General features: G+C 41.1%; 22 protein-coding genes. 10 read left to right on the forward strand and 12 right to left on the reverse strand.

Annotation, left to right across the window (positions count from 1 at the left end; all coding sequences use genetic code 11):
* The first annotated feature begins 75 nt into the window (after nt 1–75).
* The 4 genes from NIES592_RS02530 to NIES592_RS02545 all read left to right on the forward strand — a co-directional run bounded on the left by NIES592_RS02530 (nt 76) and on the right by NIES592_RS02545 (nt 3,548).
* Nucleotides 76–1,629, forward strand: coding sequence for a bifunctional aminoglycoside phosphotransferase/ATP-binding protein (locus NIES592_RS02530; RefSeq protein ID WP_073554819.1), 1,554 nt, complete (start codon nt 76–78; stop codon nt 1,627–1,629).
* Between the two features lie 236 nt (nt 1,630–1,865).
* Nucleotides 1,866–2,381 carry a hypothetical protein gene (locus NIES592_RS02535; RefSeq protein WP_009458425.1) on the forward strand — a complete coding sequence of 172 codons (516 nt, stop codon included), beginning with the start codon at nt 1,866–1,868 and terminating at the stop codon, nt 2,379–2,381.
* 75 nt (nt 2,382–2,456) lie between these two features.
* On the forward strand, nt 2,457–3,251 hold the full coding sequence (locus NIES592_RS02540) for a YdcF family protein (RefSeq protein WP_062248951.1): 795 nt from the start codon (nt 2,457–2,459) through the stop codon (nt 3,249–3,251).
* Nucleotides 3,252–3,323: 72 nt separating this feature from the next.
* Nucleotides 3,324–3,548 carry a hypothetical protein gene (locus tag NIES592_RS02545; protein ID WP_062248949.1) on the forward strand — a complete coding sequence of 75 codons (225 nt, stop codon included), beginning with the start codon at nt 3,324–3,326 and terminating at the stop codon, nt 3,546–3,548.
* A 6-nt stretch (nt 3,549–3,554) separates the two neighbouring features.
* Here the strand turns inward: NIES592_RS02545 and NIES592_RS02550 are convergent, their stop codons facing one another.
* From NIES592_RS02550 to NIES592_RS02590, 9 genes are all read right to left on the reverse strand, one after another.
* The gene (locus tag NIES592_RS02550; RefSeq protein ID WP_062248947.1) at nt 3,555–3,827 is read right to left on the reverse strand and encodes a ferredoxin-thioredoxin reductase variable chain; all 273 of its coding nucleotides are present in this window, start codon (nt 3,825–3,827) and stop codon (nt 3,555–3,557) included.
* Nucleotides 3,828–4,275: 448 nt separating this feature from the next.
* Nucleotides 4,276–4,860, reverse strand: a complete 585-nt coding sequence (gene hemJ / locus NIES592_RS02555; protein WP_062248941.1) for a protoporphyrinogen oxidase HemJ — start codon at nt 4,858–4,860, stop codon at nt 4,276–4,278.
* Nucleotides 4,861–5,368: 508 nt separating this feature from the next.
* Complete coding sequence (locus NIES592_RS02560) at nt 5,369–6,025, reverse strand: energy-coupling factor transporter transmembrane component T family protein (protein WP_073554820.1); 657 nt, start codon at nt 6,023–6,025, stop codon at nt 5,369–5,371.
* A complete protein-coding gene (locus NIES592_RS02565; protein ID WP_062248937.1) occupies nt 6,018–6,941 on the reverse strand; it encodes an energy-coupling factor ABC transporter permease in 924 nt (307 codons plus the stop codon). The genes NIES592_RS02560 and NIES592_RS02565 overlap by 8 nt, the downstream gene beginning before the upstream one ends.
* Before the next feature lie 581 nt (nt 6,942–7,522).
* The gene (locus tag NIES592_RS02570; protein WP_073554821.1) at nt 7,523–8,356 is read right to left on the reverse strand and encodes an energy-coupling factor ABC transporter ATP-binding protein; all 834 of its coding nucleotides are present in this window, start codon (nt 8,354–8,356) and stop codon (nt 7,523–7,525) included.
* Entirely contained in the window at nt 8,331–9,143 is an 813-nt protein-coding gene (cbiQ, locus tag NIES592_RS02575; protein WP_073554822.1) for a cobalt ECF transporter T component CbiQ, read from the reverse strand. The genes NIES592_RS02570 and cbiQ overlap by 26 nt, the downstream gene beginning before the upstream one ends.
* Nucleotides 9,127–9,456 (reverse strand): energy-coupling factor ABC transporter substrate-binding protein, encoded by a 330-nt coding sequence (locus NIES592_RS02580; protein WP_073554823.1) that lies wholly within the window; start codon nt 9,454–9,456, stop codon nt 9,127–9,129. Before NIES592_RS02580 ends, cbiQ begins: the two co-directional genes overlap by 17 nt.
* Before the next feature lie 37 nt (nt 9,457–9,493).
* Nucleotides 9,494–10,402: a cation diffusion facilitator family transporter gene (locus NIES592_RS02585; protein ID WP_073554824.1), complete on the reverse strand. Its 909-nt coding sequence runs from the start codon at nt 10,400–10,402 to the stop codon at nt 9,494–9,496.
* Between the two features lie 246 nt (nt 10,403–10,648).
* A complete protein-coding gene (locus NIES592_RS02590; protein ID WP_073554825.1) occupies nt 10,649–11,425 on the reverse strand; it encodes an energy-coupling factor ABC transporter permease in 777 nt (258 codons plus the stop codon).
* Between the two features lie 369 nt (nt 11,426–11,794).
* Between NIES592_RS02590 and NIES592_RS02595 the strand changes: the two genes are divergently transcribed.
* The 5 genes from NIES592_RS02595 to NIES592_RS02615 all read left to right on the forward strand — a co-directional run bounded on the left by NIES592_RS02595 (nt 11,795) and on the right by NIES592_RS02615 (nt 17,013).
* Complete coding sequence (locus NIES592_RS02595; RefSeq protein WP_073554826.1) at nt 11,795–12,826, forward strand: multicopper oxidase domain-containing protein; 1,032 nt, start codon at nt 11,795–11,797, stop codon at nt 12,824–12,826.
* Nucleotides 12,827–13,300: 474 nt separating this feature from the next.
* Nucleotides 13,301–14,344: a ComEA family DNA-binding protein gene (locus NIES592_RS02600; protein ID WP_062248924.1), complete on the forward strand. Its 1,044-nt coding sequence runs from the start codon at nt 13,301–13,303 to the stop codon at nt 14,342–14,344.
* 205 nt (nt 14,345–14,549) lie between these two features.
* Nucleotides 14,550–14,984, forward strand: a complete 435-nt coding sequence (locus NIES592_RS02605; protein WP_009458447.1) for a ferritin-like domain-containing protein — start codon at nt 14,550–14,552, stop codon at nt 14,982–14,984.
* 145 nt (nt 14,985–15,129) lie between these two features.
* Nucleotides 15,130–16,098: an FTR1 family iron permease gene (locus tag NIES592_RS02610; RefSeq protein WP_073554827.1), complete on the forward strand. Its 969-nt coding sequence runs from the start codon at nt 15,130–15,132 to the stop codon at nt 16,096–16,098.
* Between the two features lie 102 nt (nt 16,099–16,200).
* On the forward strand, nt 16,201–17,013 hold the full coding sequence (locus NIES592_RS02615) for an MOSC domain-containing protein (RefSeq protein WP_073554828.1): 813 nt from the start codon (nt 16,201–16,203) through the stop codon (nt 17,011–17,013).
* A gap of 235 nt (nt 17,014–17,248) precedes the next feature.
* Here the strand turns inward: NIES592_RS02615 and NIES592_RS02620 are convergent, their stop codons facing one another.
* The 3 genes from NIES592_RS02620 to NIES592_RS02630 all read right to left on the reverse strand — a co-directional run bounded on the left by NIES592_RS02620 (nt 17,249) and on the right by NIES592_RS02630 (nt 20,318).
* Nucleotides 17,249–18,082 carry an ABC transporter ATP-binding protein gene (locus tag NIES592_RS02620; RefSeq protein ID WP_073554829.1) on the reverse strand — a complete coding sequence of 278 codons (834 nt, stop codon included), beginning with the start codon at nt 18,080–18,082 and terminating at the stop codon, nt 17,249–17,251.
* Between the two features lie 167 nt (nt 18,083–18,249).
* Nucleotides 18,250–19,290 carry a FecCD family ABC transporter permease gene (locus NIES592_RS02625; RefSeq protein WP_062248914.1) on the reverse strand — a complete coding sequence of 347 codons (1,041 nt, stop codon included), beginning with the start codon at nt 19,288–19,290 and terminating at the stop codon, nt 18,250–18,252.
* The gene (locus NIES592_RS02630; RefSeq protein WP_073554830.1) at nt 19,287–20,318 is read right to left on the reverse strand and encodes a FecCD family ABC transporter permease; all 1,032 of its coding nucleotides are present in this window, start codon (nt 20,316–20,318) and stop codon (nt 19,287–19,289) included. Before NIES592_RS02630 ends, NIES592_RS02625 begins: the two co-directional genes overlap by 4 nt.
* A gap of 460 nt (nt 20,319–20,778) precedes the next feature.
* On the opposite strand from NIES592_RS02630, the gene NIES592_RS02635 reads away from it, so the two are divergent.
* Nucleotides 20,779–22,884: an acylase gene (locus tag NIES592_RS02635; RefSeq protein WP_073554831.1), complete on the forward strand. Its 2,106-nt coding sequence runs from the start codon at nt 20,779–20,781 to the stop codon at nt 22,882–22,884.
* Nucleotides 22,885–23,066: the final 182 nt, after the last annotated feature.

Here is a 23,066-nt window from a genome sequence, read left to right on the forward strand (position 1 = left end):
CTGATGGAACCAGGGTTTTCACCCTGGTTTTTTATTGATTGAACCGCGAAGACGCTAAGGACGCAAAGGAAGGAGATGACAGAGGTTTTAGTTCCACCTTTAATTCAGCAGATGTTGCAGCCTGGGTTTTATCCTCATCAGGTGCAGGAACCAGTGAAGTTAATTCAAACGCATGTTTCTTATGTGTTATTGACTGGGGATTTTGTTTATAAGTTGAAGAAGCCAGTAAATTTTGGCTTTTTGGATTATTCGACTTTGGAGAAGCGTCGGCATTTTTGTGAGGAGGAGTTAAGGTTAAATCAACGGGGTGCGCCGGAACTTTATTTGGAAGTATTACCTGTTGCTTTGGTGGGTGAGCAATATCAATTGGGGGGAACGCCAGTGGTAGAGTATGCACTAAAGATGCGTCAGTTTCCCCAAGAGGCGTTGTTGAGTGAGATGTTTGAACAGGGGAAGTTAGAACAGAGGCATATGGTGGAATTGGGACGGGTAGTGGCAGAATTTCATGGGAAAACTGTTAGTAATGATTACATTCGTTCTTTTGGAGAAGTATCACAAGTCCGGGCTGCGTTTGAGGAAAATTATCATCAAACGGAAAGGTATATTGGTGGAGCACAGACGCAGTTGCAGTTTGAGGAAACGAAGAAATATACAGGTCAATTTTTTGCAGAGCGTGGGGAACTGTTTAAAAGTCGTATTGCTAATGATTATATTAGGGAATGTCATGGGGATTTGCACTTGAGAAATATTGCGCTATGGCAAGATAAGATTTTGCTATTTGACTGCATTGAGTTTAACGAGCCGTTTCGCTTTGTTGATGTGATGTACGATGTGGCGTTTACGGTAATGGATTTGGAAGCGCGACAGTCTCGAGATTTAGCCAATGTGTTTTTGAATACTTATGTTGAACAAACTGGGGATTGGGAAGGTTTACAGGTATTACCTTTGTATTTAAGTCGCCAAGCTTATGTCAGGGCGAAAGTCACTTCGTTTTTGCTGGATGATCCGGGTGTACCAACAGAAGCTAAGCACGAGGCGACGAAAACTGCTGCTGCTTATTACAAGCAAGCGTGGGAGTATACTCAGCCGCGTCAAGGACAGCTAATTTTAATGTCGGGCGTATCTGGTTCTGGAAAGAGTACAACGGCTCGGTATTTAGCTCAACAGATAGGAGCAATTCACATTCGTTCCGATGCAGTGCGCAAGCATTTGGCGGGTATTCCCTTGCTGCAACGTGGTGGAGATGATTTGTATACCCCTGAGATGAGTCAGAAAACTTATACACGTTTGCTGGAGTTGGGGATAATGCTGGCAAGTCAAGGTTTTAATGTGATTTTAGATGCCAAGTATGATCGCCAGCAGTTACGACAAGAAGCGATCGCTCAAGCCCAAGCTAAGAAAATACCCTTGCAGATTTTGTATTGTACAGCACCACTGGATGTTTTACAACAACGTCTGCAACAGCGTACTGGTGATATTGCTGATGCAACTGCTGATTTATTAGCGTCACAACTTGATACTGCTGAGGGCTGGACTGAAAAAGAAAAACCATTTGTGAAAATTTTGGACACAACTCAACCAATACAGGCACAATTAAAGGAAATATTTACGAAGGAAGGCAGAAGGTAAAGATTTACAAAAAGCCTTAACAGTGAATTTTAGATTTTGGGATTTGGATTTCAGTGATTAGGAAAGTAATTTTTGTAATTGGCTTGATGCTGATTAATCCAAAATCCGAAATCCATCTTGAAAAGCTTTGAAGTTCCCTCCGGGACGCTGCGCGTAGGCGCGTAAGCGACTTCTCGTAAGAGTACGGAGGTTTCCTCCGCTCAAACTTTTCGCAAAATTCAAAATCGGTTGATCTTATGACACCACAGAAGAACAATTTCAAGCAATTTCTATCGATATCGCCCAATTTTTTAAATCAGATACTATTTGGGATCTTTTTAACACTCATTTTTTTAGTGGTACGTTACCCACTACCTGTAAGTCTTTTCTTGGGTATATTAGGTGGCTTAGCTGTAGGCTGGCTAACAACAGCTAGTAAAGGTACTCCCCAAGGTGATTCAATAGCCTCTTCTGAGGGTATTGATGCGGGTTTAAAATACTGGTTATTCTTCTTACTCGGCTTTGTGTTTCTGGGATATCAACCATCCGTAAGTATATTGCTGGGTTCGTTAGCCGGTATTGGTGGAGGCTGGATTATTGCTTGGTGGAAAAGTAAGGAAGAGACTAGAACTCAAATCCCGGACGAATTAATAGATGAAACACAACTAGAGTTACCTCCTACCCCAACTGTCAAGCGACGAGTCAGAAAGCCTACACGTCGCTACCGTCGTTCATCTGGAGGTTCTAACTGGCCACAATTTTGGCGGAGGTAAAAAATTTTGTTAGTTGTTAGTGGTTAGTTGTTAGTGGTTTGTTTTCTCCCCTATCCTCCCGTCTCTCCATCTCCTATGTTCTTGTTTCTCTCAAAGTTGCTACCACTATTTTTTTATCCTTTGGGGCTAGCTAGTATTTGTTTGCTGGTAGCACTGTTCATGTTGTGGAAACGTCCTCGTACAGCAGCGATCACTATCACGTTGGCGCTAGTGATATTGTTATTAAGTAGTAATGCCTGGATTGCTAATTTACTAGTGCGATCGCTAGAATGGCAGTATTTGCCACCTGCACAACTACCAAATGCAGAAGCAATCGTTGTGTTAGGCGGTGCTACTAAACCAGCTTTGCCACCACGACCAAGTGTAGATTTAAATGAGAGTGGCGATCGCGTTATTTATGCTGCTCAACTTTATCGCCAAAACAAAGCCCCTTTAATTATTCTGAGTGGTGGGCGCATTGATTGGGGCGACAATCAAGGTTTATCAGAATCTGAAGATATGGCCCAAGTCCTTACCTCTATTGGTATACCATCAGAAGTTCTTGTTCAAGAAGCTGAATCTCTCAATACCTATCAAAATGCAGTAAATGTCAAAAAAATACTTAACACTCGTGGGATTGGCCGGATTTTACTAGTGACTTCCGCTATGCATATGCCTCGGTCATTTTTAATTTTTAAGCGTCAGGGTATTGAGGCTATCCCTGCACCTACTGATTTTCTGATAACTAACACTGAAATCAAAGCACTCGGCCATACTCCTAAAGCTGCTATTTTGAGTTTGTTACCAGATAGTTCTAATTTACATAAGTTTACTGTGGCAGCTAAAGAGTATGTTGGTATGTTTGTCTATCGTTTGAGAGGCTGGCTGTAATAATAAATGAGGAGTTGAATAAGTAATTATCAACTTTCACTCTTAAATTTTTGCTTTTAATTAATTCAAGTTATGTCTAAAGACTTACCACATATTATTCCTTGTCCTCAACCTCAAATTGAGGAAAGTTTTGCTGTCTACCAAACAACTCACCAATTTTATCACGAAGTTAAAACCAGAGCAGATTATCAACAATACTGTGAGTGGTATTACGCAACAGCAGAACAGCATCGTCAAGACCTAAAAAAAATGCGCGGCGAATTGAATATAATGCAGTTTTTTGTTCGCCGCCAATGAGGGACGTTAAATAATTTCTAACTCCTTTTCACGGAAGTGAGCTTTGAATTTTTTGCTAAACTGCACTAGAACAGGCAAGTTAGCACTAACTGGTCTACCGTGCCACTGGGTAACAATATCTACTACCTCTCCCTCTGTACCTTTTAGATCAAATGCATTACCACGATGCTCGGGATGATGGTACACTACCACGGATTCTTTAACACGAACGCGATCGCCTTTCTTCATAATAGAATTTACACCTAGCTTCTGCTTTTCCACAAGTGTCTCCACTGCCATCCCTCACTGAACTTGCTGCTGATAAAACATAGACTGCTTGCAAAAGTTGTTTTTGGCTTCTAAGCAGTATTGAAGCGTGATTTAACGCCTTAATACTACCTAGACAAACAAAGCCTGCCTATGCAGGCTTGAATATGGTTCGTTCTCTTAGTCTAAAACCCTTGTTTTCCAATCGACGGGAGAATAAGAGAACCAGGTGACATCTAAAATCACCTGTTGCTTTGGCAAGGGGCCTAACCATTTTATCTTCACTCTAGGGTGATACAGCAGTCAAGTTAGTTAGGTTAGTTATGGTTGTTGATTGTTGGTGGTTGTGGTTAATTATTGTTTTTCTTCCGTGTCTTTCTTTGCTACCCCGCCCGCGCTACGCGCACTCTCCCCGCAAGTGAGGAGGATTAGGGTGGGGTGTACTCCATCTAGATGCAAAGGGGTGTTCAGGCATAATTACTTAAGCTTGCTGCTGAGGAATCTGTGTCATTTGTGCTAATTGCTTTTCTTTATCAAGTCTGCGCTTTCTAGCATAAAGCTGAATAGTCACCGCCATCAGCACAACCAAGCCAAAAATAACCCAAGCAGTCAAATCTGTAGGCAAACTATTCTTAAAGACAACCAACATCACAATCACCACCAATAAAACTGTTGGTGCTTCATTCATCGCACGCATCTGTTTACTAGTCCATTTGCATCTATTTTCTGCCAACTGTTTCATCAAACGAGCGCAGTAGTGATGATAAACAAGTAAAAGTGCCACAAATCCGAGTTTATAGTGTAACCAAGTTTGTTTTAAAAACTCTGGTTGCGTCACCAGTAACCCAATTGCACACGCTACAGTCACTAGCATTCCCGGAGTTGTGATGATGTTGTAGAGGCGCTTTTCCATAATTTGATACTGATTTTTTAGTATCGTCTTTGCTGGTTCTGGTTCTTGTTCAGCTTCGATGTGATAGATGAAAAGACGCACTAAATAAAATAACCCAGCAAACCAAACCACAACGCCGATTATATGAAATGCTTTAAACCAAGAATAAGCCATGAATTTTAACCTGTGTTTCTACTCTCAAATATCAGGTTAAGGCAAAATCTTGTACGGCAATTGCTGGGAATGAAGTTGAGTGATAAAGAAGTGTGAAGTTTTTCAAGCCAATCATGGTAAAGCCCCACGAACCTTGCGATAAAAATTTAACTCCTCTATACTCCTACATCCTTACACCCCACACCCATTTTCAAGTAAGATTATCTCTGTTTTTGAACTGCTCAGCGTATTGCTGCAACCTTTGAAAATAATCAAGATTCACAATCTCAGCAATATCGCTTTCTTTTTTTTCAAAAATTCATGGGACGACACAAAAACCCCTTACAACTCCGTGATCTTCGTGTACTTTGCGTCTTTGCGGTTCGTTTCTTCATTCTCGTGGGTCAGCTACAATCCCATATGTAAATTAAAGTTACAGATTTAGGATGCTCCTTTTTTCTAAAATCTAAATTAAACCAACAATTGGCTCGTGTTGAGCGATCGCTTATTTATCATGACCCACATCTGTTTACCGACAGATATGGGAAGCTATGGTTAAACTAGCAGCGATCGCACAAGCAGCAAATAAAATCATTCGCTCTTTTGTGATTAATATTGAATCTACAGGTAGTTTTCCTGTATAACCACGAACTACCATTGCTGCATAAACTCGTTCTGCTCTTTCTAAACTGCGGAGATACAAACTACCAATCATCGCTGCACTGGCGTAACGTAACCACCCAGCTGGGCCACTCAGACCCCGTAATTGAGCAGCACGCTGCATTCTCTGTACTTCTGCCAATAAAATTTCTACATATTGTCCAGACAGTAGTAAACTTTGCTTCAAACCACCAGGAACAGGCAAAGCCTTCAGAGCAATACCAAAACTGTGTGGTGGTAAGGTTAACAAAAAACTATTCATTGTGAGCAAGCAAACAAGAGAACGAACCAACAGAAAACTGGCCCGTTCCCATCCCAAAGGTAAAGCCATCAATGACAGAAATATTAATTCTGCACCTAAAAAGCCTGTTAGTTGAGGCAGAGGTGCGCGTAAGAAGACAGTCCAAATAAGGGCGATGGAAGCATATGCAGCTAGCCAGTACCAAGCTTCATACTTTAACAAAGCTGCCCCGATGACAATTACCAGAGATAGCTGTAAGCGTAAGGGTAATGATAGTTTAAGCATTCTTTGGTTTTACTACCTGTGCAATGCCAAAGGCAACGGCAAAGCAAACAATCGAACCAATAATTCCGGCGATACTTGTACCGATGGGGCCCAATCCTTCTATACTATAGTCGGCAAAAGGTGTTGGTACTGCTACTCTTACCTGTTCGGCGAGGTTAATAAAGCCTAAGTTTTCTGCTACTCTTTCCAAACCATCTGGCCAAGCGGAGGCTACTAAAGAAAGTAAACCAGAAATCAAAAGAATAATGACTACTGGCACTACCCACCCTTGTAACTGGCGTTGTTCTCCAGGTAACAAATCTGGTCGAACTGTGGCTAGGTAAGCTAACACACCCCCAGTAATCAAACCCTCGCCAATCCCAATCAAAATGTGTACACCAGTCATGGCCGATAAAACTAGGCCCAGAGGTGCAGTTCCCGAAATAGCTAACTCAATCGCACAGGCGATCGCAGCTACAACCACACTCACAGCAGCAGCGATCCCCGCTGCTAATGGTAAGCGACTTCTGTAACCCCCAAACAATCGCTGTAGGGTTTGGGTTAAACTCCAACCTACCCAGACTCCCACTACTGCCATGTTAAAAATATTCGCTCCTAAGGCAGTGATTCCCCCATCAGCAAACAACACAGCCTGAATAATTAAAACTGTGGCAATGCATATCGTACCTGCCCAAGGATTACCAAGAATAATCGCTGCTAGAGTTCCCCCTAATAAGTGACCACTTGTACCGCCTGCAACTGGGAAATTAATCATTTGGGCAGCAAAAATAAAGGCAGTAGTTAAACCCAAAATAGGTGCATGTTTAATTCCAAAAGCATCTCGCGATCGCGTCAATGCAATACCTAGTGCAGCCACACTTGCCACACCAGTAGCAGCAGCTACTGGTGGAGAAATAAAACCATCAGGAATATGCATTAGGTATCTCCCGTTTGTGTTTTTCTTTGTACAGAGTAATTTTTATAACTAAGACATGAAACTAATTCATAAAAAACAAAATTTGCTCCTCTTGCGCAATGCCCTCGCGGGGGATTTTATACTCTTACTTCAGGATTATTGACAACAAAGTTTGTATAAAATGATTTACTTATTATTTTGATTGTTAAATCTTGTAAGTTAACAACATACAAAACAAATAAATTTTGTTGCGTTACAATTTGTTGTCTAACACATACATAATTTTATGTTTCAATGCATATAATAAAGTTAAGAAATTTAAAAAAATCAAAAATTAAAATAAATAAATTTTCACATCAAAAATCAATAATTAAAATGCGTAGCAATCCTCAACGAGTTGTGAAAATTGAGAGAGTCATGTCATGTCAGTTTGAAGACTTATCATATCTGTGAAGGCCGGTAATTGGTAATGGGTGATAGGTAATGGGAAAAACCAATTACCTGTTACCTACAAGACCAACCATATCGTAAGTAATTAGCCGGACTTGATATCAGATACCCGACCTCTTAAAAAAGTCGGGTATCTTGTTTTTTACAAATCTCTAAAAATAAAGAAATTTATTTAATATTCGCTGTTGTAATTGCTCTAAAATAGTTTCATTTTGAGTTACTTCATCCACAGCACGTAGCATCTCACAAATTAAAGGCACTCCTAACTGTAACTCTTCAAGAGTGTCACCTTGAGAAAACACATCCTTGGGTTCTCCTTCCAACACTAACCGTCCCCGATCCATCACAAACATCCAATCTGCCCAACGATAAACTAAATCAAGGTCATGGGTTGCCATTACTATTGTTGTGCCAGTAGCATGGATATCTTGTAAAGTTGTCATCAACTTACGAGTATGCAGTCTATCTAGATAGGCTGTTGGTTCATCTAACAATAATAATTCTGGTTTTAGCACCATCACATCTGCGATCGACACTCGCTTTTTTTGACCTAAACTTAAGTGATGTACAGGTCTTTGCGCAAGTTCGATTAAATCAAATTCAATTAATGCTTGCTCGACTCGCTGTTGAATTGCAATCTCTGGTAAACCTAAATTACACAGTCCATAAGAAATATCTTCTTCTACCGTGGAAGCAACTAGTTGTTGTTCTGGATCTTGGAAAACCACACCAACTTTTTGACGCAATTGCACTAAGGATTTACGATCATATTGTAGTGGTTTACTTTGCCAAATAATTTTACCTTTATCTGGTTTGTATAAACCATTTGCTAATAAAAAAAGGGTCGTTTTGCCACAACCATTTTGACCAATTAATGCACACTTTTTTTGAGTAGGAATTTTTAAACTAAGATTATTAATAGCGGCTTGCTTAGCTCCTGGATAGGTGTAATGTACTTGTTCAAATTCTAGTAACCATTCCTGCATTCTGCCCCCATTCTAATGCTATTAATAAAACACAGCCAAAAATAGCCTCTATTATATATCGCTTTGATTGATGATAACGATAGGGATGCCAAACCCGCAATTCTCCATTAAAACCCCTGGATTCTAAACTCAAGGAAACTTGACGATAGTTGTCTATTGTACGTTTGAGTAATTGTCCAATTAACAGCGCTAGACTTCTCATTCCAGTAGCAAAAGTACGGTATCCTCCCCTAGCTTGCTGAGCAACCCATAATTCAGAAGCTGTGCTTAACAGTACAAAAATAAAACGATACATCAGTAATAAAATTTCAGTAATAATTACTGGACAGCCGATGCGTCTGAAAGTTTGCAAGAGTGCAGTAAAAGGAATAGTCAGAATTATGAAATACAAACAACAAAGAGAAGCTAAAGCTCGTGTTAAAATTGCCCAACTCTGTACAACACCGTGGTGACTAAGGTATAAGTAATAATTGCTAAAATTTAATCCTGCAATTGAGTCTTTTTCTACTAAATTTAAATGAGATATGTCAATCCCGTTGATGACTAAAGCTGGCAAACTTGTTAACCAAAAAAAAGTTGCGACGTAAATCAATTTTAAATATGTTTTGCTAGGAATTTTTGCATAAATTACTGTCCAAATAGTCATCCAAAGAGCAATCATGATTTGTATAAAAGAATGACCAAAGGCAGAAATTATTAGTAGGACACTAGCAAATAGCAGTTTTTGTTCTGGTGGCAACCAACATAAACGATTAGTATAAGCTAGGGTGTCAATCTGAATTTTCATTACGACGATTTTGTTGTTCTGAGCGTCCTTTATACAGTCCAATTACATAACCAATTACGCCAGCACCTGCAGCCGCTTGCACTGCAAATAATAGACTCTCAACTTCTCCACTTGGTAGTTCAATTAATGAACTAAACCAAGGTTGATATTGAGGCTGTATCTCTTTAATTGCTTCTTCAGCTTGACCATCTGCTCCACCAAATTCTGCATCTTTAATGAGCATTAAGGGTATTACTGATAATGCAACTACTGCTAATAGTAATAACCAATTATTCCATCGATGTTTTTGAATTTTTGATTTTGGATTAGTCATAAGTTAATAGCCCACAGTTATTTGTAAATTTATATCCCTAGTCACAGCAATTCTTCTGAACGCAGGGTAATAGAAAATTACCAGTCTCTATCTGAATTGTGGCGTGTTCAATGCCGAACTTGTCATGTAAATCCATTGTGATTCGAGATAAGAAAGCATCACCAGGATTACCAGTAAGCATAACCAAGTGGGCTGTCAGTGCTGACTCAGTAGTACTCATTGCCCAAATATGCAAATCATGCACAGCAACCACACCAGGAAGTTCTGCTAAGTAAGTACGGACTGCTAACAAATCTATTCCTTGAGGAACGGCATCAAGTACTAAATCCAGTGACTGAGTCAACAACTTCCAAGTGCCAACTAAAATTACCACAACAATAATTAAGCTGATCACTGGATCGAACCATAGCCAGTTAGTTGTGATAATGGCAATACCAGCTAAAACTACACCAAAAGATACTAGGGCATCAGCCACCATATGCAGGAATGCTGCTTTAATGTTTAAATCTTGCTCTTTTCCAGAGATGAACATCCCAGCTGTAATGCCATTAATCACAATCCCAACAAGGGCTACAGTAATGATTGTGCCTCCAACAATTGGCTTTGGACTACCCAAGCGTTCGATCGCTTCTAGGGCGATCGCGCCCATAGCTACTAGTAGCAAACAAGCGTTAAGAAGAGCAGCCAAGATCGAAGAACGACGCAATCCATAAGTATTGCGCTTTGTTGGGCGACGACGAACCAGCCAACTAGCACCCCAAGCAAGTATTAACCCCAGTACATCGCTGAGATTGTGACCAGCATCAGCAGTTAAAGCTAGGGAGTTGGTCAGAAAACCAAATACTGCCTCAACAATCACAAATCCCATATTTAGGATAATGCCGATGACAAAAGCACGGTTATAAGTAGGCTGATGGTGATGGCCGTGGTGGTGATGCATGGACATAGATAGCTAGCTATGGTGGTAAAAAACTTCGTATATCAGCTAAAAATACATGAACACCTGTTCATGTATTATGTTGGCATCCTAACCCATCGTCTGAAGTTATTACAAGTTGTTGAATGATCAGTGATTAAGTAAGTCGGTGGCAATAAACATCATACGAGTTACGAAAATTAGACATACCTCAAATTCTTACCAATAACAAATGACAAATGACGACCCCAGCGAGTTAACTTTATTTGTGTGGACTTACTCATCCTGCTTGATTAGCTGCAACATTTCTAGTTCTTGACGACCATAGTTAGCCAGCCAGTTCCACACTAGTACTGTTAATAATCCTTCACTAATTGCTAAAGGAACTTGTGTAATGGCAAAAATGCCTGCAAATTTGGTAAAAGAAGCAACGACTCCGCCTGTAGCCGCAGGAAATGCCAAAGCTAATTGAATAGAGGTGACAATATAAGTCACCAAATCTGCGATCGCGGCGGCGAGAAAGATTGCTAGCCTTTGTTTACCCGTTGGTACAACCAAGCGGTAAATCCAGTAGGCAATAAATGGCCCTGCGATCGCCATTGAAAATGTATTCGCTCCTAGTGTAGTTATACCACCATGAGCCAACAGCAACGCTTGAAACAGTAGTACCAAACTACCCAATACAGACATGGCTAAAGGCCCAAATAATATTGCTCCTAATCCTGTACCTGTGGGATGAGAACAACTACCAGTCACCGATGGCATTTTTAAGGCAGATAGCACAAACGTGAATGCTCCCGCCAACGCCAAGAGTAATTTTAATTGCGGGTTTGCTTGGGTAATCTGTGATATTCGTCGTAACCCCAACACAAAAAAAGGTAAAGCTACTATCCACCAAAATACTGCCCATTCCACGGGTAGAAAGCCTTCCATGATGTGCATGGCGTAGGCTGGTGCAGCTGCACTTACGACTATATAAAAGCTAAAAATCCCCGGCAAAATGGGTAATAGACGTTTCACCTGAAGAATTATTCTCAAAATCAGCCATTCCATAAATTATGTATAAGGACTTAGTTTATATTGGCAGTTTTTAATCTTCAAGTTGATTATATAATGATTATCATTCTCTAAAACATAGATTAAATTTTGTATATTCTTACCTATGGTAGATGCATTTATAAATAAAAAATTAAACATTCACTGCAAACCTCACAAGAACAGCCCCTCTCCTTAGCAAGGAGAGGGGTGCCCGATAGGGCGGGGTGAGGTAAAAGTGTATTGTATGCAATGGAAAATCGCTATATTTGCGACTTGAAAGTCACTCAAAAACAATTGACAATAATTTTTAATTCCTATATGAATAAAAAGTAATTGCAAAATATTTGCAGTTTGTCTTGGACTGCAAATATTCGTGACACTACCATGCCTAACTACTTTGCTTTCAACCAAGAAAATTTGTTGAATCGCCGTCAACTGCTCAAACTAGCATTAATCAGTGCAGGTGTTACAGGAGCAGCTGTGCTATGGAGTAGATTAACAGCACAAAAGCAGTTGGTAAGAGTACCACCTTTGGAGACAGAGGAAAATTTTAATAGTGCTGTGAACCCGGTACAAGTATTGCGGAATTTTGATTATGGGACATTGAAGCAAGAAAATGGGCGAACAATTCGGGAATTTCGTCTCACTGCTGGAACTTCGGCGATTAAACTCAATAGTGCTGTATCTTACAACATCTGGGACTTAAATGGTCGCATTCCTGGCCCGACACTGAGAGCAAAACAAGGCGATCGCGTGCGGATATTGTTCTTCAACAAAGCTGGACATTCGCACTCTTTACATTTTCATGGTGTCCACCCTGCCGAGATGGACGGCGTTCGTCCAGTTAGTAACGGTAGCGCCACAATTTACGAGTTTGATGCTGAACCCTTTGGTGTTCATCTTTATCACTGTCACATTGAACCAGTGACTCGACATATTGCCAAAGGTTTATATGGTATGTTTATCATCGATCCACCCAAGCCTCGCCCAGGGGCGGATGAAATTGTATTAGTGATGGCTGGGTATGACGTCAATGACGATAACCACAACGAATATTACGCCTTTAATGGTTTACCCCATTACTACATGGATAACCCTATCCGCATTTATCAAAATCAGTTGATTCGATTGTATGTCCTCAATATTATTGAATTCGACCCCGCAGTGACATTTCACTTGCACGCCAATTTCTTTGATGTTTATCCGACTGGAATGACTCTGACTCCTAGCCAAAAAAGTGATGTAGTGACGATGGGTGTAGCAGAAAGGCACATCTTAGAATTTGCTTTTCGCTATCCAGGTAAGTATATGTTTCATCCGCATCAAGATGCGATCGCAGAAAACGGGTGTATGGGCTTATTTGAAGTTGTGGCTGAGAAAGACTATCAAAATACAGTGAAAAGCGTAAAATCGTAGCGTTTTTAAACGCCAAGGAACGCAAAGTAGGCGCTGAGGGACGCAGAGTCTTTCTGCATATAATTTGCTACGAATAAATGAAATGATGTACCAAGATAATTTTACTGAGCAGCTTAAGCAATCACAGCAGGGAAGTTAGCAGCATTTGTACCTCTCGGCTAATTATTATTGATAATAAATATTAATTATATACAAATTAAATTGAAACTAATTATTAAATTTAAGTTGATTTAATGGGGAAATAGTTGATAAAAACTATCACTAGGTGCAAGAATAATTTAGCAAAATCTAAGACAAGATGTCAAATATAACCGTGACAATTTGCTATAACTCACTGCTGATATAGCTTAAAACTCTTTTAGGTACTTGCTTTTATATCAGTGAACATTACCAGTCCCAGTTATCAGGCATATGATAGGGAGCTTATACCCACTCATGAAACTGATAACTGTATAAATATCCTCAGGAGCAAAGATGAAAAAATTCCGTTATCTGTGTATGGCAGTCGCTGCTTGTGCGATTGTGACTTTGAGTTCTTGTAATGATAGTGACACTTCAACCACGGAAAATTCACCCGCAGCTAGTAGTCCCAACTCAGTTGCACAAACAACTGAGGCAGTAAGCCATAGCGGTCATGGTAGCAAAAAACAAATTAACATCAATACAGCTATTTTGTCTGAATTAGATAAATTTGAAGCGCAGCTAGGTGTACCAGCATTATCGAATAAAATTCAGGCAAATCGTCCCTATGCTAGTCCAGAGGAATTAGTCAGTAAGAAGGTAATTACCCAAGAACAGTTTGACAAAATCAAGGATCAAGTAACTGTTCAGGAAGTGGTTTTGACTGGGGAAGCCAAAGATATAGATTACATGACTAAGCTAGGGTTGATGAAAGGACATCTGATTGTAGCGCAAGAACTGCTGGATCTGAATCAACCGAAACAGGCAGAACCTCATATAGGTCATCCAGTCGAAGAGATTTATGTTGATGTGGAAGACCAATTAAATGAGCGTCAAGTCAAAGAATTCAAGACAACTTTGGTGAGTTTGCAAGATTTGGTGAAATCTAATCCTAAAGACGGCAGAGTCAAGACTAATTTTACTACTTCTATGCAGTCTGTGGATGAAGCGATCGCAGCCTTACCGGAAACTCAGCGTACCCAGCCATCATTTGTCCTCCAGGTAATTAATGGCCTGTTGGATTCTGCTAACTCAGAATATGGTGCAGCTGTCGCCGACGGTAAAATCACCGCAGCCATTGAATATCAAGATTCCCGTGGCTTTGTACTCTACGCGGACGAGTTGTATAAAAGCATCTCTAGCCAAATGGCTAAAGATCAGCCGGAAGCAGACAAAGCAATTCAGGCGAGTATGGCGCAACTGAAAAAAACCTGGCCAAGTGTGATTCCACCAGCCAAGCCAGTCAATACTCCTGAGGAAGTCACCAAACAAATTAAAGCGATAGAATCAGCATCTCAAAAAGTCATTGATGCTACCAAAACCCAAGCACAGCGATAATTAAGTTTGTAGTCAGTGCTGTCTTCGCTCAACAAGGACAAAAGTCCTGACTACAAACACAATAGTACATCTGGTTAGATTACTATTGACTTTTTGTTCCAAACTATGAATTTAAAATTTACTGAGAAATGGATCAAAAGTTAGACATCTCTAACTTATAGTTCATAACTAAAAACTTCTGGCTTTTAACGAAAATTAAGAACTAATGCAAGAACTTGACCAAAAGAAAACAATTGACCTGCTCAACGCCATTATGGAGTTTGAATTGGCAGGAGTTGTGCGTTACACTCACTACTCTTTGATGGTAACTGGCCCCAATCGGATTCCGATTGTAACTTTCTTTAAGGCCCAGGCAAACGAATCTTTGCTGCACGCTCAACAAGTAGGTGAAATTCTCACAGGGTTAGATGGACATCCTAGCCTAAAAATTGCCCCAATAGAAGAAAGTTACAAGCATTCAGTGAAACATATTTTGGAAGAAAGCTTGGCACACGAAAAGAAAGCACTTGATTTGTATAAAAAGTTGCTTGATACGGTAACTGATGCAAGTATTTACTTAGAAGAATTCGCCCGAACTATGATCGGTCAAGAAGAGATGCATAATCTTGAACTGAAGAAAATGTTACGCGATTTTAGTTAAGAGTCACAAGTCATTGGTCATTAGTCATTAGTTATTTGTTGGTAGTTGATGGTTGGTTGTAATTGCAAACAACAAATAACAAATAACAAGCAACATAAAAATGACAAATTACCAATGACAAATAACAAATGAAAAAGGACAACTGATGAACTTTAGTACTGCTTTACCTACTTTTGTAATTACACTCCGAGAAGGAGTAGAAGCAGCCTTAGTAGTTGGTATTGTCTTGGCTTTGTTGAAAAAAGCTAAACAATCCCGACTCAATCCTTGGGTGTATGCTGGTGTCGGTGTTGGTATTGCCTTAAGTGCGCTGATTGGCGTGTTATTTAGTTGGGTAATACAAGTATTGGGAACAATTAATCCCCAGTACACATCTGTTGTTGAACCATTGATGGAAGCTGTATTTAGCGTACTGGCCATTATCATGCTCAGCTGGATGCTGATCTGGATGACCAAACAAGCTAGATTTATGAAAGCTCAAGTAGAGGGAGCGGTAACAGAAGCTTTAAAAGATAATACTAATGCTGGCTGGGGTGTTTTTAGTTTAATTTTGATTGCTGTTGTCCGCGAAGGCTTTGAAACAGTTCTATTCATTGCTGCTAATTTTCAACAGGGGCTAATTCCTGCTGTTGGGGCTATTGGTGGGATTGCACTTGCAGCAACAATTGGTGTGCTTTTATTTAAATGGGGAGTTAAAATTAATATCCGCCAATTTTTCCAAGTAATGGGTGTTTTGTTGGTATTAATTGTTGGTGGATTAGTAATTTCTGCATTACATAATTTTGACGAAGCCGCAGCTAATTATGCCCTCAGTAATCGTGCTTCCGAAAGCCTTTGTTTTTACTACGAAAGGTTTACCAAAATTCATTCTTGTATACTAGGGCCAATGGTTTGGAATACAGCCAATATCCTACCTGAAGAAAAATTCCCCGGTATTCTACTCAAAGCCTTGTTTGGCTACAGAGAACATCTTTATGTTGTGCAGGCAGTAGGGTATGTTGTATTTTTATTGACCGTTGGAGGTTTATATTTCCGTAGTATTATGGGTGGTTCTGCTCAAGATAGTAAGAATATTTCAGCAGGACAAAAATCGGTTAGTCCAGCTAAGGAATAGGGATTGGGGATAGGGGAAGATAAGAGATAAATACTTCCTTGTCCCCCTTATCCTCCTTGTCCTGCTTTTCTCCCTTCCCTTGTCCTCGATCCCCAATCCCCAATGACTAAAATATCCGTTCAGCAATTATTGATTTACCCTGTCAAAGGATTAAGTAGTCACAAGTGCGATCACGTCTATCTCAAAGTCGGACATGGTATTCCAGGCGATCGCGCTTTTGCTTTGATGTATAAGCAAAATGCCACAGATACTAGCTTGACTACTGTGTCTTGGATGAAGAAGCAAAACTTCGCCATGCAAAACGACTGGCCAGGACTCGCTGCTTTACATTGTTTCTATGATCCAGACACTGGTACTTTCACAGTCAAGCACAAAGGTGTAGAGTTATTAGTTGCTGATACTACAACTAGTAAAGGAAGGGATCTAATATCAGCTTTTTTCACTGGCTACCTAGCAGGAATTTACCCTAGTCAAGCTGCGAGACACCCTAACCGCGCACCTCTACAGCTAGTTGGGGAATTTGACAAAACTCGCTATCCCGACCGGGAAGCAGTACATATTTCCCTCGTCAGTCAAGCAACTATTGACAATTTAAGTCAATTAGCTGGGCAGCCAATAGACGTACGGCGCTTCCGCCCAAATATTGTTGTAGAAGGTGTCCCTGCCTGGGGAGAATTTGACTGGGTGGGGAAAGAAATACAACTCGGAACAGCCAAAATTGTTGTGACAGTTAGAATTAATCGCTGCTTAAATATAGATGTTCATCCTGAAACCGGAGAAAGAGATATGAGGTTACTGTCTCTTTTGCAAGAGCAATTTCAGCATACCCAGACTGGTGTTTTAGCGCAGGTAATTAGTAGTGGTAGTGTGGCAATAGGTGAAGAGTTAATGATAATGCCTGATGTGAAGCTGTGAACAATAGTATGTTTAAGAAATCGACCCCCGATAAACACCGATAAACACCGATAAATGCAGATAGATTTAGACCTCTTGTATGAATTGTGAACTACCCACACTTCCGCTTACGCAGTAAGGGGCAGGTTTGCGGGTCTTATTCAGCTTCAACCTAGCAGTAACGGGGAAGCCTATGAGCGCGTCTACATCTGTGTTCGTTAGTTGAACCAGGAGAAAACGCTAACAACGAAAAACTTCACTCCAACTCTCTTTGCAAGTTCGGCCTGTTTGATTGTAATTTACTTGTTCCTTTACGTCCTATCGGCACACACATCGGTGTTCCCACCACTGGATCATTAACAACACGACACTCTAACCCAAAAACCTCTTGTACCATCTCCTCAGTCATTACCTGCTTTGGTTCCCCCGCCGTAAAAATCCGACCATCTTTGACAGCAACCAAGTAATCAGCATAACGACACGCGTGATTTAAATCATGCAGCACCATGACAATAGTCCGTCCTTGAGTTTGGTGCAACTCATACAACAAATCCAACACCTCTATTTGGTGCGCCAAATCTAAAAAAGTAGTCGGTTCATCCAAAAGTAAAATATCTGTGTCCTGTGCTAATGCCATTGCAATCCAAGCTCGTTGTCTTTGTCCACCAGACAAAGTGTCCAATTCTCGCTCTGCCAAATCCAGTAAATTTGTGATTTCTAGTGCCTGTTGTACAATCTTTTCATCTTTTGCTGACCACTGCTGCAACCAATTTTGATAAGGATAACGCCCTTGTGCTACCAAATCTCTTACTGTTAACCCTTCTGGTGCAACTGGTCCTTGGGGTAAAATACCTAACTGCTGCCCTACTTCCTTAGTGGAAAGCTTAAAAATAGACTCTCCATTAAGATATACCGTGCCACCAAGGGGTTTGAGCAGCCTGGCTAAACCTCTTAACAAAGTTGATTTACCACAACCATTCGCACCAACTAAAACACTAATTTGTCCACTGGGGATTGCCAAATTCAAATCACGGATAATTGGCACACCATCGTAAGCTAAAGACAGGCTTTTGGTTGATAGTCCTTTCATAATTGAAACCATTATGAATTATGAATTGATTTGATCAGCGAACACAGATGCACACCGATAAACACAGATAAGTTATCCGTGTTCATCTGTGTTCATCGGTGTTCGATTTTAAAAACAGGATTGTTGCCATAGTTTCATGAATTATGAATTAATTTGTCCCCAGTCTCTTATTTTTTAGGATTACGAATTAACAAATACAGAAAATAAGGAGCGCCAACCGCAGCAGTCACCACCCCACAAGGTATTTCAATGGGTGCAAACAGTGTTCTTCCCAGGAAGTCTGCTATCACAACAATCATTCCGCCTAACAGCGCTGAGGTAGGAATTAATCCTTGATGGTTTGCACCCACCAACTGTCTTCCTATGTGGGGTGCGATTAAACCAACAAAACCGATATTTCCCGCGGTGGCGACTGCTGCACCTGCTAAGGCTGCACCCACTAGCACTAGTAAACCACGCTCCCATTCCACGCGAGTACCTAGACCTTTGGCGACATCATCTCCCAAGTTCAAAGCGTTCAAATGCCTTGCTAGGAGCAACGCCGTTGGTGCGAAAACAATCAACCAAGGTAAGAAGGAAAATACTTGTTCCCAGGTACGTCCGTAGACACTGCCAGCCAACCATACTAAAGCGTCACTGACGTTATAAATATCCCCAAAGGTAATCAACAAGCTGGTGAAAGCAGTTGCGATCGCAGACAAGCCAATACCCATTAAAACTAATAGAACTGGGGAGCTACCTTTGTTCCAAGCTAGCGAGTAAATTAAAACACTCATCAATAAGGCACCAATCAAGGCCGCCAATGGCAAGGTATAAATTGGCGCTACATCAAACAGTACAATTACTATAACAGCTGCGAGACTCGCTCCGGCATTGATGCCAATAATTCCAGGATCTGCCAGAGGATTACGTGTTAAACCTTGGAAAATAGTGCCAGAGATGGCCAGTGCCACTCCCACCATCAAAGCCACAAGAGTACGGGATAGACGCAAATTGTAAATCACGAAGGCATGATCTGGGTTTCCCGTATCTATACCCAATACAGTTTTGATGATATCCAAGGATGAGATTGGATATTCACCCCTGCCCAAATTCATCACCATCGCCACTATAGTGGTTAATCCCAGAAATAGCAGCACCAGTGGTACGCGTCGGTCGATACGGAAGGATATAGCCTGGGAACGAATGACTAGCCAATCAACCTTCATTTTTTCACCTTAGACTTAGCCAGATACACAAAAAAGGGAGCGCCAATCAGTGCTGTCATTACACCCACAGGTAACTCCTGGGGTTTGAGCAACAGGCGCGCAGCAATGTCTGCTATCAAGAGTAAAATCGCACCTAAAACAGCACTATAGGGTAAAATCCAACGATAATCGGCTTTGATGTAGAATTTCACCATATGGGGAACTACTAAGCCAATAAAACCTATCGGTCCGGCAAGAGCAGCTGAACTGCCTGCTAGTAAAACTACGCTAATGGCAGTAACTATTTTAACCCAAGCTGTCTTTTGACCTAAGCCTTTAGCTACATCTTCACCCAGACTCATAGTAGTAATTTGCCTACCAAGGGCAAAAGCAACTACTAATCCAACCATGACAAAAGGTAGTGCTTGCAAGAGTATATTGATATCGCGTCCAGCTAGTGAACCAGCTAACCAAAATCTAATTTCTTCTAAAGTTCGTTGACTGACGATCAGAACAGCAGTGGTGAGAGAAGAAATTAGAGCCGTGAGTGCTGCACCTGCTACTGTGAGATTCAGTGGAGTAGCTCCTACCCGTCCCAGAGAACCCAAAAAGTAGACTAACGTTGCTGTGACTCCTGCACCCAAAAAGGCCACAATAGTTAAAACACTCAAGCTAGAACTGCCAAAAATAAAGATTGTTGCAACTACAGCCAGTGCTGCTCCTGACTCTATACCTAAAATCCCTGGATCTGCTAGGGGATTGCGTGTCAAACCTTGCATTAATGCTCCTGATACAGCCAAGGCTGAACCTACAAGGATAGCAATGAGTACACGCGGTAATCTCACTGTCTGGATGACTAAGTGTTCATAGGAACCATCAAAGGCAATAAAAGATGCCAAAATCTTGTCCAGAGGAATGTCTGCTGCACCTAGAGTGACACTGTATACCAAGCAAATTAGCAGGATACATAATCCCAGAACCAGACCAAGTAAGGCTGGCATTTGTCGCTTTTTCAATCCTCTTGGTGACACTGTGGTCGCTTTAGTCATTATCTTGCTGTGCTTGAAAACTTTACACTCTGTGGGCTATTTGTTTTGTAATTTGCACTCTCAATATTTAACAGTTTTTAAAGTACTAATTTGATAATCTTTCTTGATAAATTTATATATAGATTACATTATTATGTAGATTGTTTAGCTAATTCCTCTTTTTTTATAGCAATAAATATACCATTCCAGTTTCTTGTAAATCCTGATATAATTTCTCAACAAGGTGGCGTTGTTAGAGCAACGAGAATCTGCTTGATCATTGGTCAAATGACGGTCATAGAAATAATACACTTCTTGCAGAAGTCAGGGGAAAGGGTTAAAGGGATTAAAACATCCTTTCCCCTTTAATATGCACCCCAATTCTTGCAAAAGATAATTTTGCAAGAGGTCTAAAAGTTATACGCACAATTTACTTAGCAGTTTCAGTCACCAGACGTTATACCTGCACACGGTGGTAGTAATGAGGATTGACTTTTTATCCAGGGTTTACAAAAGAGTATCAAGACGCGTTTTACCCTTGATACTCGCTTTGATACTTATTTTGTTTGTAGGGAGCCAGACTACAGCTGTATCAGCCAAATCTACAGAAATATTATGGGATACCTATGGTGTACCGCACATCCACGGTAAAGATAACCGGAGCGCATTTTATGCCTTCGGTTGGGCGCAAATGCAAAGTCATGGAGATTTGCTTTTACGTCTCTACGGTCAAGCACGGGGACGTGCAGCCGAATACTGGGGAGAGGAATATCTAGACTCAGACCGATGGGTGTTGACGACAGGAATACCAGAACGCGCTCTTAGTTGGTACAAGGTACAGAATCCTACTTTTCGTAGTTATCTAGATGGTTTTGCTGCTGGGATCAATGCCTATGCTTCCCAACACGGTAACTTGATTAATGATGAAGTTGAGGTGGTGCTACCAGTCAAACCAGAAGATGTCATGGCTCACCTGCATCGGGTACTCCACTTCACTTTTGTAGTCAATCCAGAACAAGTCATAGGACTAAGCAAACAAAAATTACAAGCAGGGTCTAATGGTTGGGCGATCGCACCCAGTCATTCTGCTAGTGGAAACGCAATGCTCTTAGCCAACCCACACCTACCCTGGTCAGATTTATTCCTATGGTATGAAGCTCAAATCACCGCGCCTGGAATTGATGCTTACGGAGCAACACTTGTGGGTGTTCCGGTGTTGGCGATCGCATTTAACGACAACTTAGGTTGGACTCACACTGTTAACACCCACGATGGCTGGGATGTTTATGAACTGACATTGGCAGGTAATGGTTATCGCTTTGATGGCAAAGTTCGCGACTTCCTTTCCAAAACCCTCTCCTTGAAGGTGAAGCAGAAAAATGGTTCTTTGCAAGAACAACCATTAGTAGTGAAAACTTCTGTCCATGGACCCGTCGTCCTTGAGAAAAATAATAAAGCCTTTGCCCTGAGAGTTGTCGGTCTTGACCGACCAGGTGCCCTTCAACAATGGTGGGACATGGCACGTTCCCAAAACCTCAGCCAGTTTGAAAAGGTACTCAAGCGATTGCAATTACCAATGTTTACAGTAATGTACGCGGATAGAAAAGGGCATATTATGCACCTATTCAACGGTCAAGTTCCAGTGCGATCAAATGGTGATTTTACTTACTGGGAAGGTATTATTCCAGGCAATACATCTAAAACCTTGTGGACAAAAATGCATCCATATCAAGATTTACCGCGCGTAGTTGACCCCAAGAGCGGTTGGTTACAAAATACCAATGATCCACCCTGGACAACCACATTTCCAACCGCCATCAAAGCAAATAATTACCCACCTTACATGGCGCCTCGTTTCATGGATTTCCGCTCCCAACGTTCTGTAAGAATGCTGGATGAAGATGAAAAAATTTCTTTTGATGAAATGATTGCATATAAGCACTCTACCCGTATGGAACTGGCTGATCGGCTTTTGGATGATTTAATCCCCGCTGCCCGCAAATATGGTCAGGACATAGGACGGCGAGCAGCCAATATTCTAGAAGCCTGGGATCGGCAAGCCAATGCAGATAGTCGGGGAGCAGTATTATTTGCCCTTTGGGTAGAAAAGATGGACTGGGAGCAGGCATTTAGTAAACCTTGGAGTGAAAACTCCCCACGCACCACCCCTGATGGCTTAGCTAATCCGAAAAGTGCAGTTGCAACACTCGAAGCAGTAGCAGCACAGGTAGAAAAGACTTATGGGGCGCTGGATGTTCCTTGGGGGGATGTCTTTCGGGTAAGGGTGGGTGATATTGATTTACCTGCCAATGGTGGAGATGGTGATTTGGGGATTTTCCGTGTACTCAACTTTGCTCCTAGTGAAAACGATCGCTTCCAAGCCGTTGCAGGTGATTCCTATGTTGCTGTCATTGAATTTTCCAATCCTGTACGAGCAATGGCACTCACTAGTTACGGTAATGCATCGCAACCAAATTCATTTGATGGTGGTAAGCAATTACAGATGTTTGCCAAAAAACAATTACATCCAGTTTGGCGTCAGCGTCAGGAAATATTAGCTCATTTGCAGGAGCGACAGGTCTTCTAATATCGACATGCGATGGCAATTCTTCGGGTTGAATAAACGTAAACTTATCTATTTGTGGTTCCAGGAGCAGCTAGAAGCAGCACTGATGTCGAATTAATTCCCGATCCCCGTTCCCGGATCTTTTATCCCCAATCCCCCTTTAACTAAAGTCACCCATTCAGGTGAAGTAAAAAATACTTGGC

Source organism: Fischerella major NIES-592 (assembly GCF_001904645.1).
GTDB lineage: Bacteria > Cyanobacteriota > Cyanobacteriia > Cyanobacteriales > Nostocaceae > Fischerella > Fischerella thermalis.

Excerpts from the sequence above, each read along its gene's own strand:
- NIES592_RS02530 (WP_073554819.1), top strand. The coding sequence starts at position 76 with ATGACAGAGGTTTTAGTTCCACCTTTAATTCAGCAGATGTTGCAGCCT.
- NIES592_RS02535 (WP_009458425.1), top strand. The coding sequence starts at position 1,866 with ATGACACCACAGAAGAACAATTTCAAGCAATTTCTATCGATATCGCCC.
- NIES592_RS02540 (WP_062248951.1), top strand. The coding sequence starts at position 2,457 with ATGTTCTTGTTTCTCTCAAAGTTGCTACCACTATTTTTTTATCCTTTG.
- NIES592_RS02545 (WP_062248949.1), top strand. The coding sequence starts at position 3,324 with ATGTCTAAAGACTTACCACATATTATTCCTTGTCCTCAACCTCAAATT.
- NIES592_RS02550 (WP_062248947.1), bottom strand. The coding sequence starts at position 3,827 with ATGGCAGTGGAGACACTTGTGGAAAAGCAGAAGCTAGGTGTAAATTCT.
- hemJ (WP_062248941.1), bottom strand. The coding sequence starts at position 4,860 with ATGGCTTATTCTTGGTTTAAAGCATTTCATATAATCGGCGTTGTGGTT.
- NIES592_RS02560 (WP_073554820.1), bottom strand. The coding sequence starts at position 6,025 with ATGCTTAAACTATCATTACCCTTACGCTTACAGCTATCTCTGGTAATT.
- NIES592_RS02565 (WP_062248937.1), bottom strand. The coding sequence starts at position 6,941 with ATGCATATTCCTGATGGTTTTATTTCTCCACCAGTAGCTGCTGCTACT.
- NIES592_RS02570 (WP_073554821.1), bottom strand. The coding sequence starts at position 8,356 with ATGCAGGAATGGTTACTAGAATTTGAACAAGTACATTACACCTATCCA.
- cbiQ (WP_073554822.1), bottom strand. The coding sequence starts at position 9,143 with ATGAAAATTCAGATTGACACCCTAGCTTATACTAATCGTTTATGTTGG.
- NIES592_RS02580 (WP_073554823.1), bottom strand. The coding sequence starts at position 9,456 with ATGACTAATCCAAAATCAAAAATTCAAAAACATCGATGGAATAATTGG.
- NIES592_RS02585 (WP_073554824.1), bottom strand. The coding sequence starts at position 10,402 with ATGTCCATGCATCACCACCACGGCCATCACCATCAGCCTACTTATAAC.
- NIES592_RS02590 (WP_073554825.1), bottom strand. The coding sequence starts at position 11,425 with ATGGAATGGCTGATTTTGAGAATAATTCTTCAGGTGAAACGTCTATTA.
- NIES592_RS02595 (WP_073554826.1), top strand. The coding sequence starts at position 11,795 with ATGCCTAACTACTTTGCTTTCAACCAAGAAAATTTGTTGAATCGCCGT.
- NIES592_RS02600 (WP_062248924.1), top strand. The coding sequence starts at position 13,301 with ATGAAAAAATTCCGTTATCTGTGTATGGCAGTCGCTGCTTGTGCGATT.
- NIES592_RS02605 (WP_009458447.1), top strand. The coding sequence starts at position 14,550 with ATGCAAGAACTTGACCAAAAGAAAACAATTGACCTGCTCAACGCCATT.
- NIES592_RS02610 (WP_073554827.1), top strand. The coding sequence starts at position 15,130 with ATGAACTTTAGTACTGCTTTACCTACTTTTGTAATTACACTCCGAGAA.
- NIES592_RS02615 (WP_073554828.1), top strand. The coding sequence starts at position 16,201 with ATGACTAAAATATCCGTTCAGCAATTATTGATTTACCCTGTCAAAGGA.
- NIES592_RS02620 (WP_073554829.1), bottom strand. The coding sequence starts at position 18,082 with ATGAAAGGACTATCAACCAAAAGCCTGTCTTTAGCTTACGATGGTGTG.
- NIES592_RS02625 (WP_062248914.1), bottom strand. The coding sequence starts at position 19,290 with ATGAAGGTTGATTGGCTAGTCATTCGTTCCCAGGCTATATCCTTCCGT.
- NIES592_RS02630 (WP_073554830.1), bottom strand. The coding sequence starts at position 20,318 with ATGACTAAAGCGACCACAGTGTCACCAAGAGGATTGAAAAAGCGACAA.
- NIES592_RS02635 (WP_073554831.1), top strand. The coding sequence starts at position 20,779 with ATGAGGATTGACTTTTTATCCAGGGTTTACAAAAGAGTATCAAGACGC.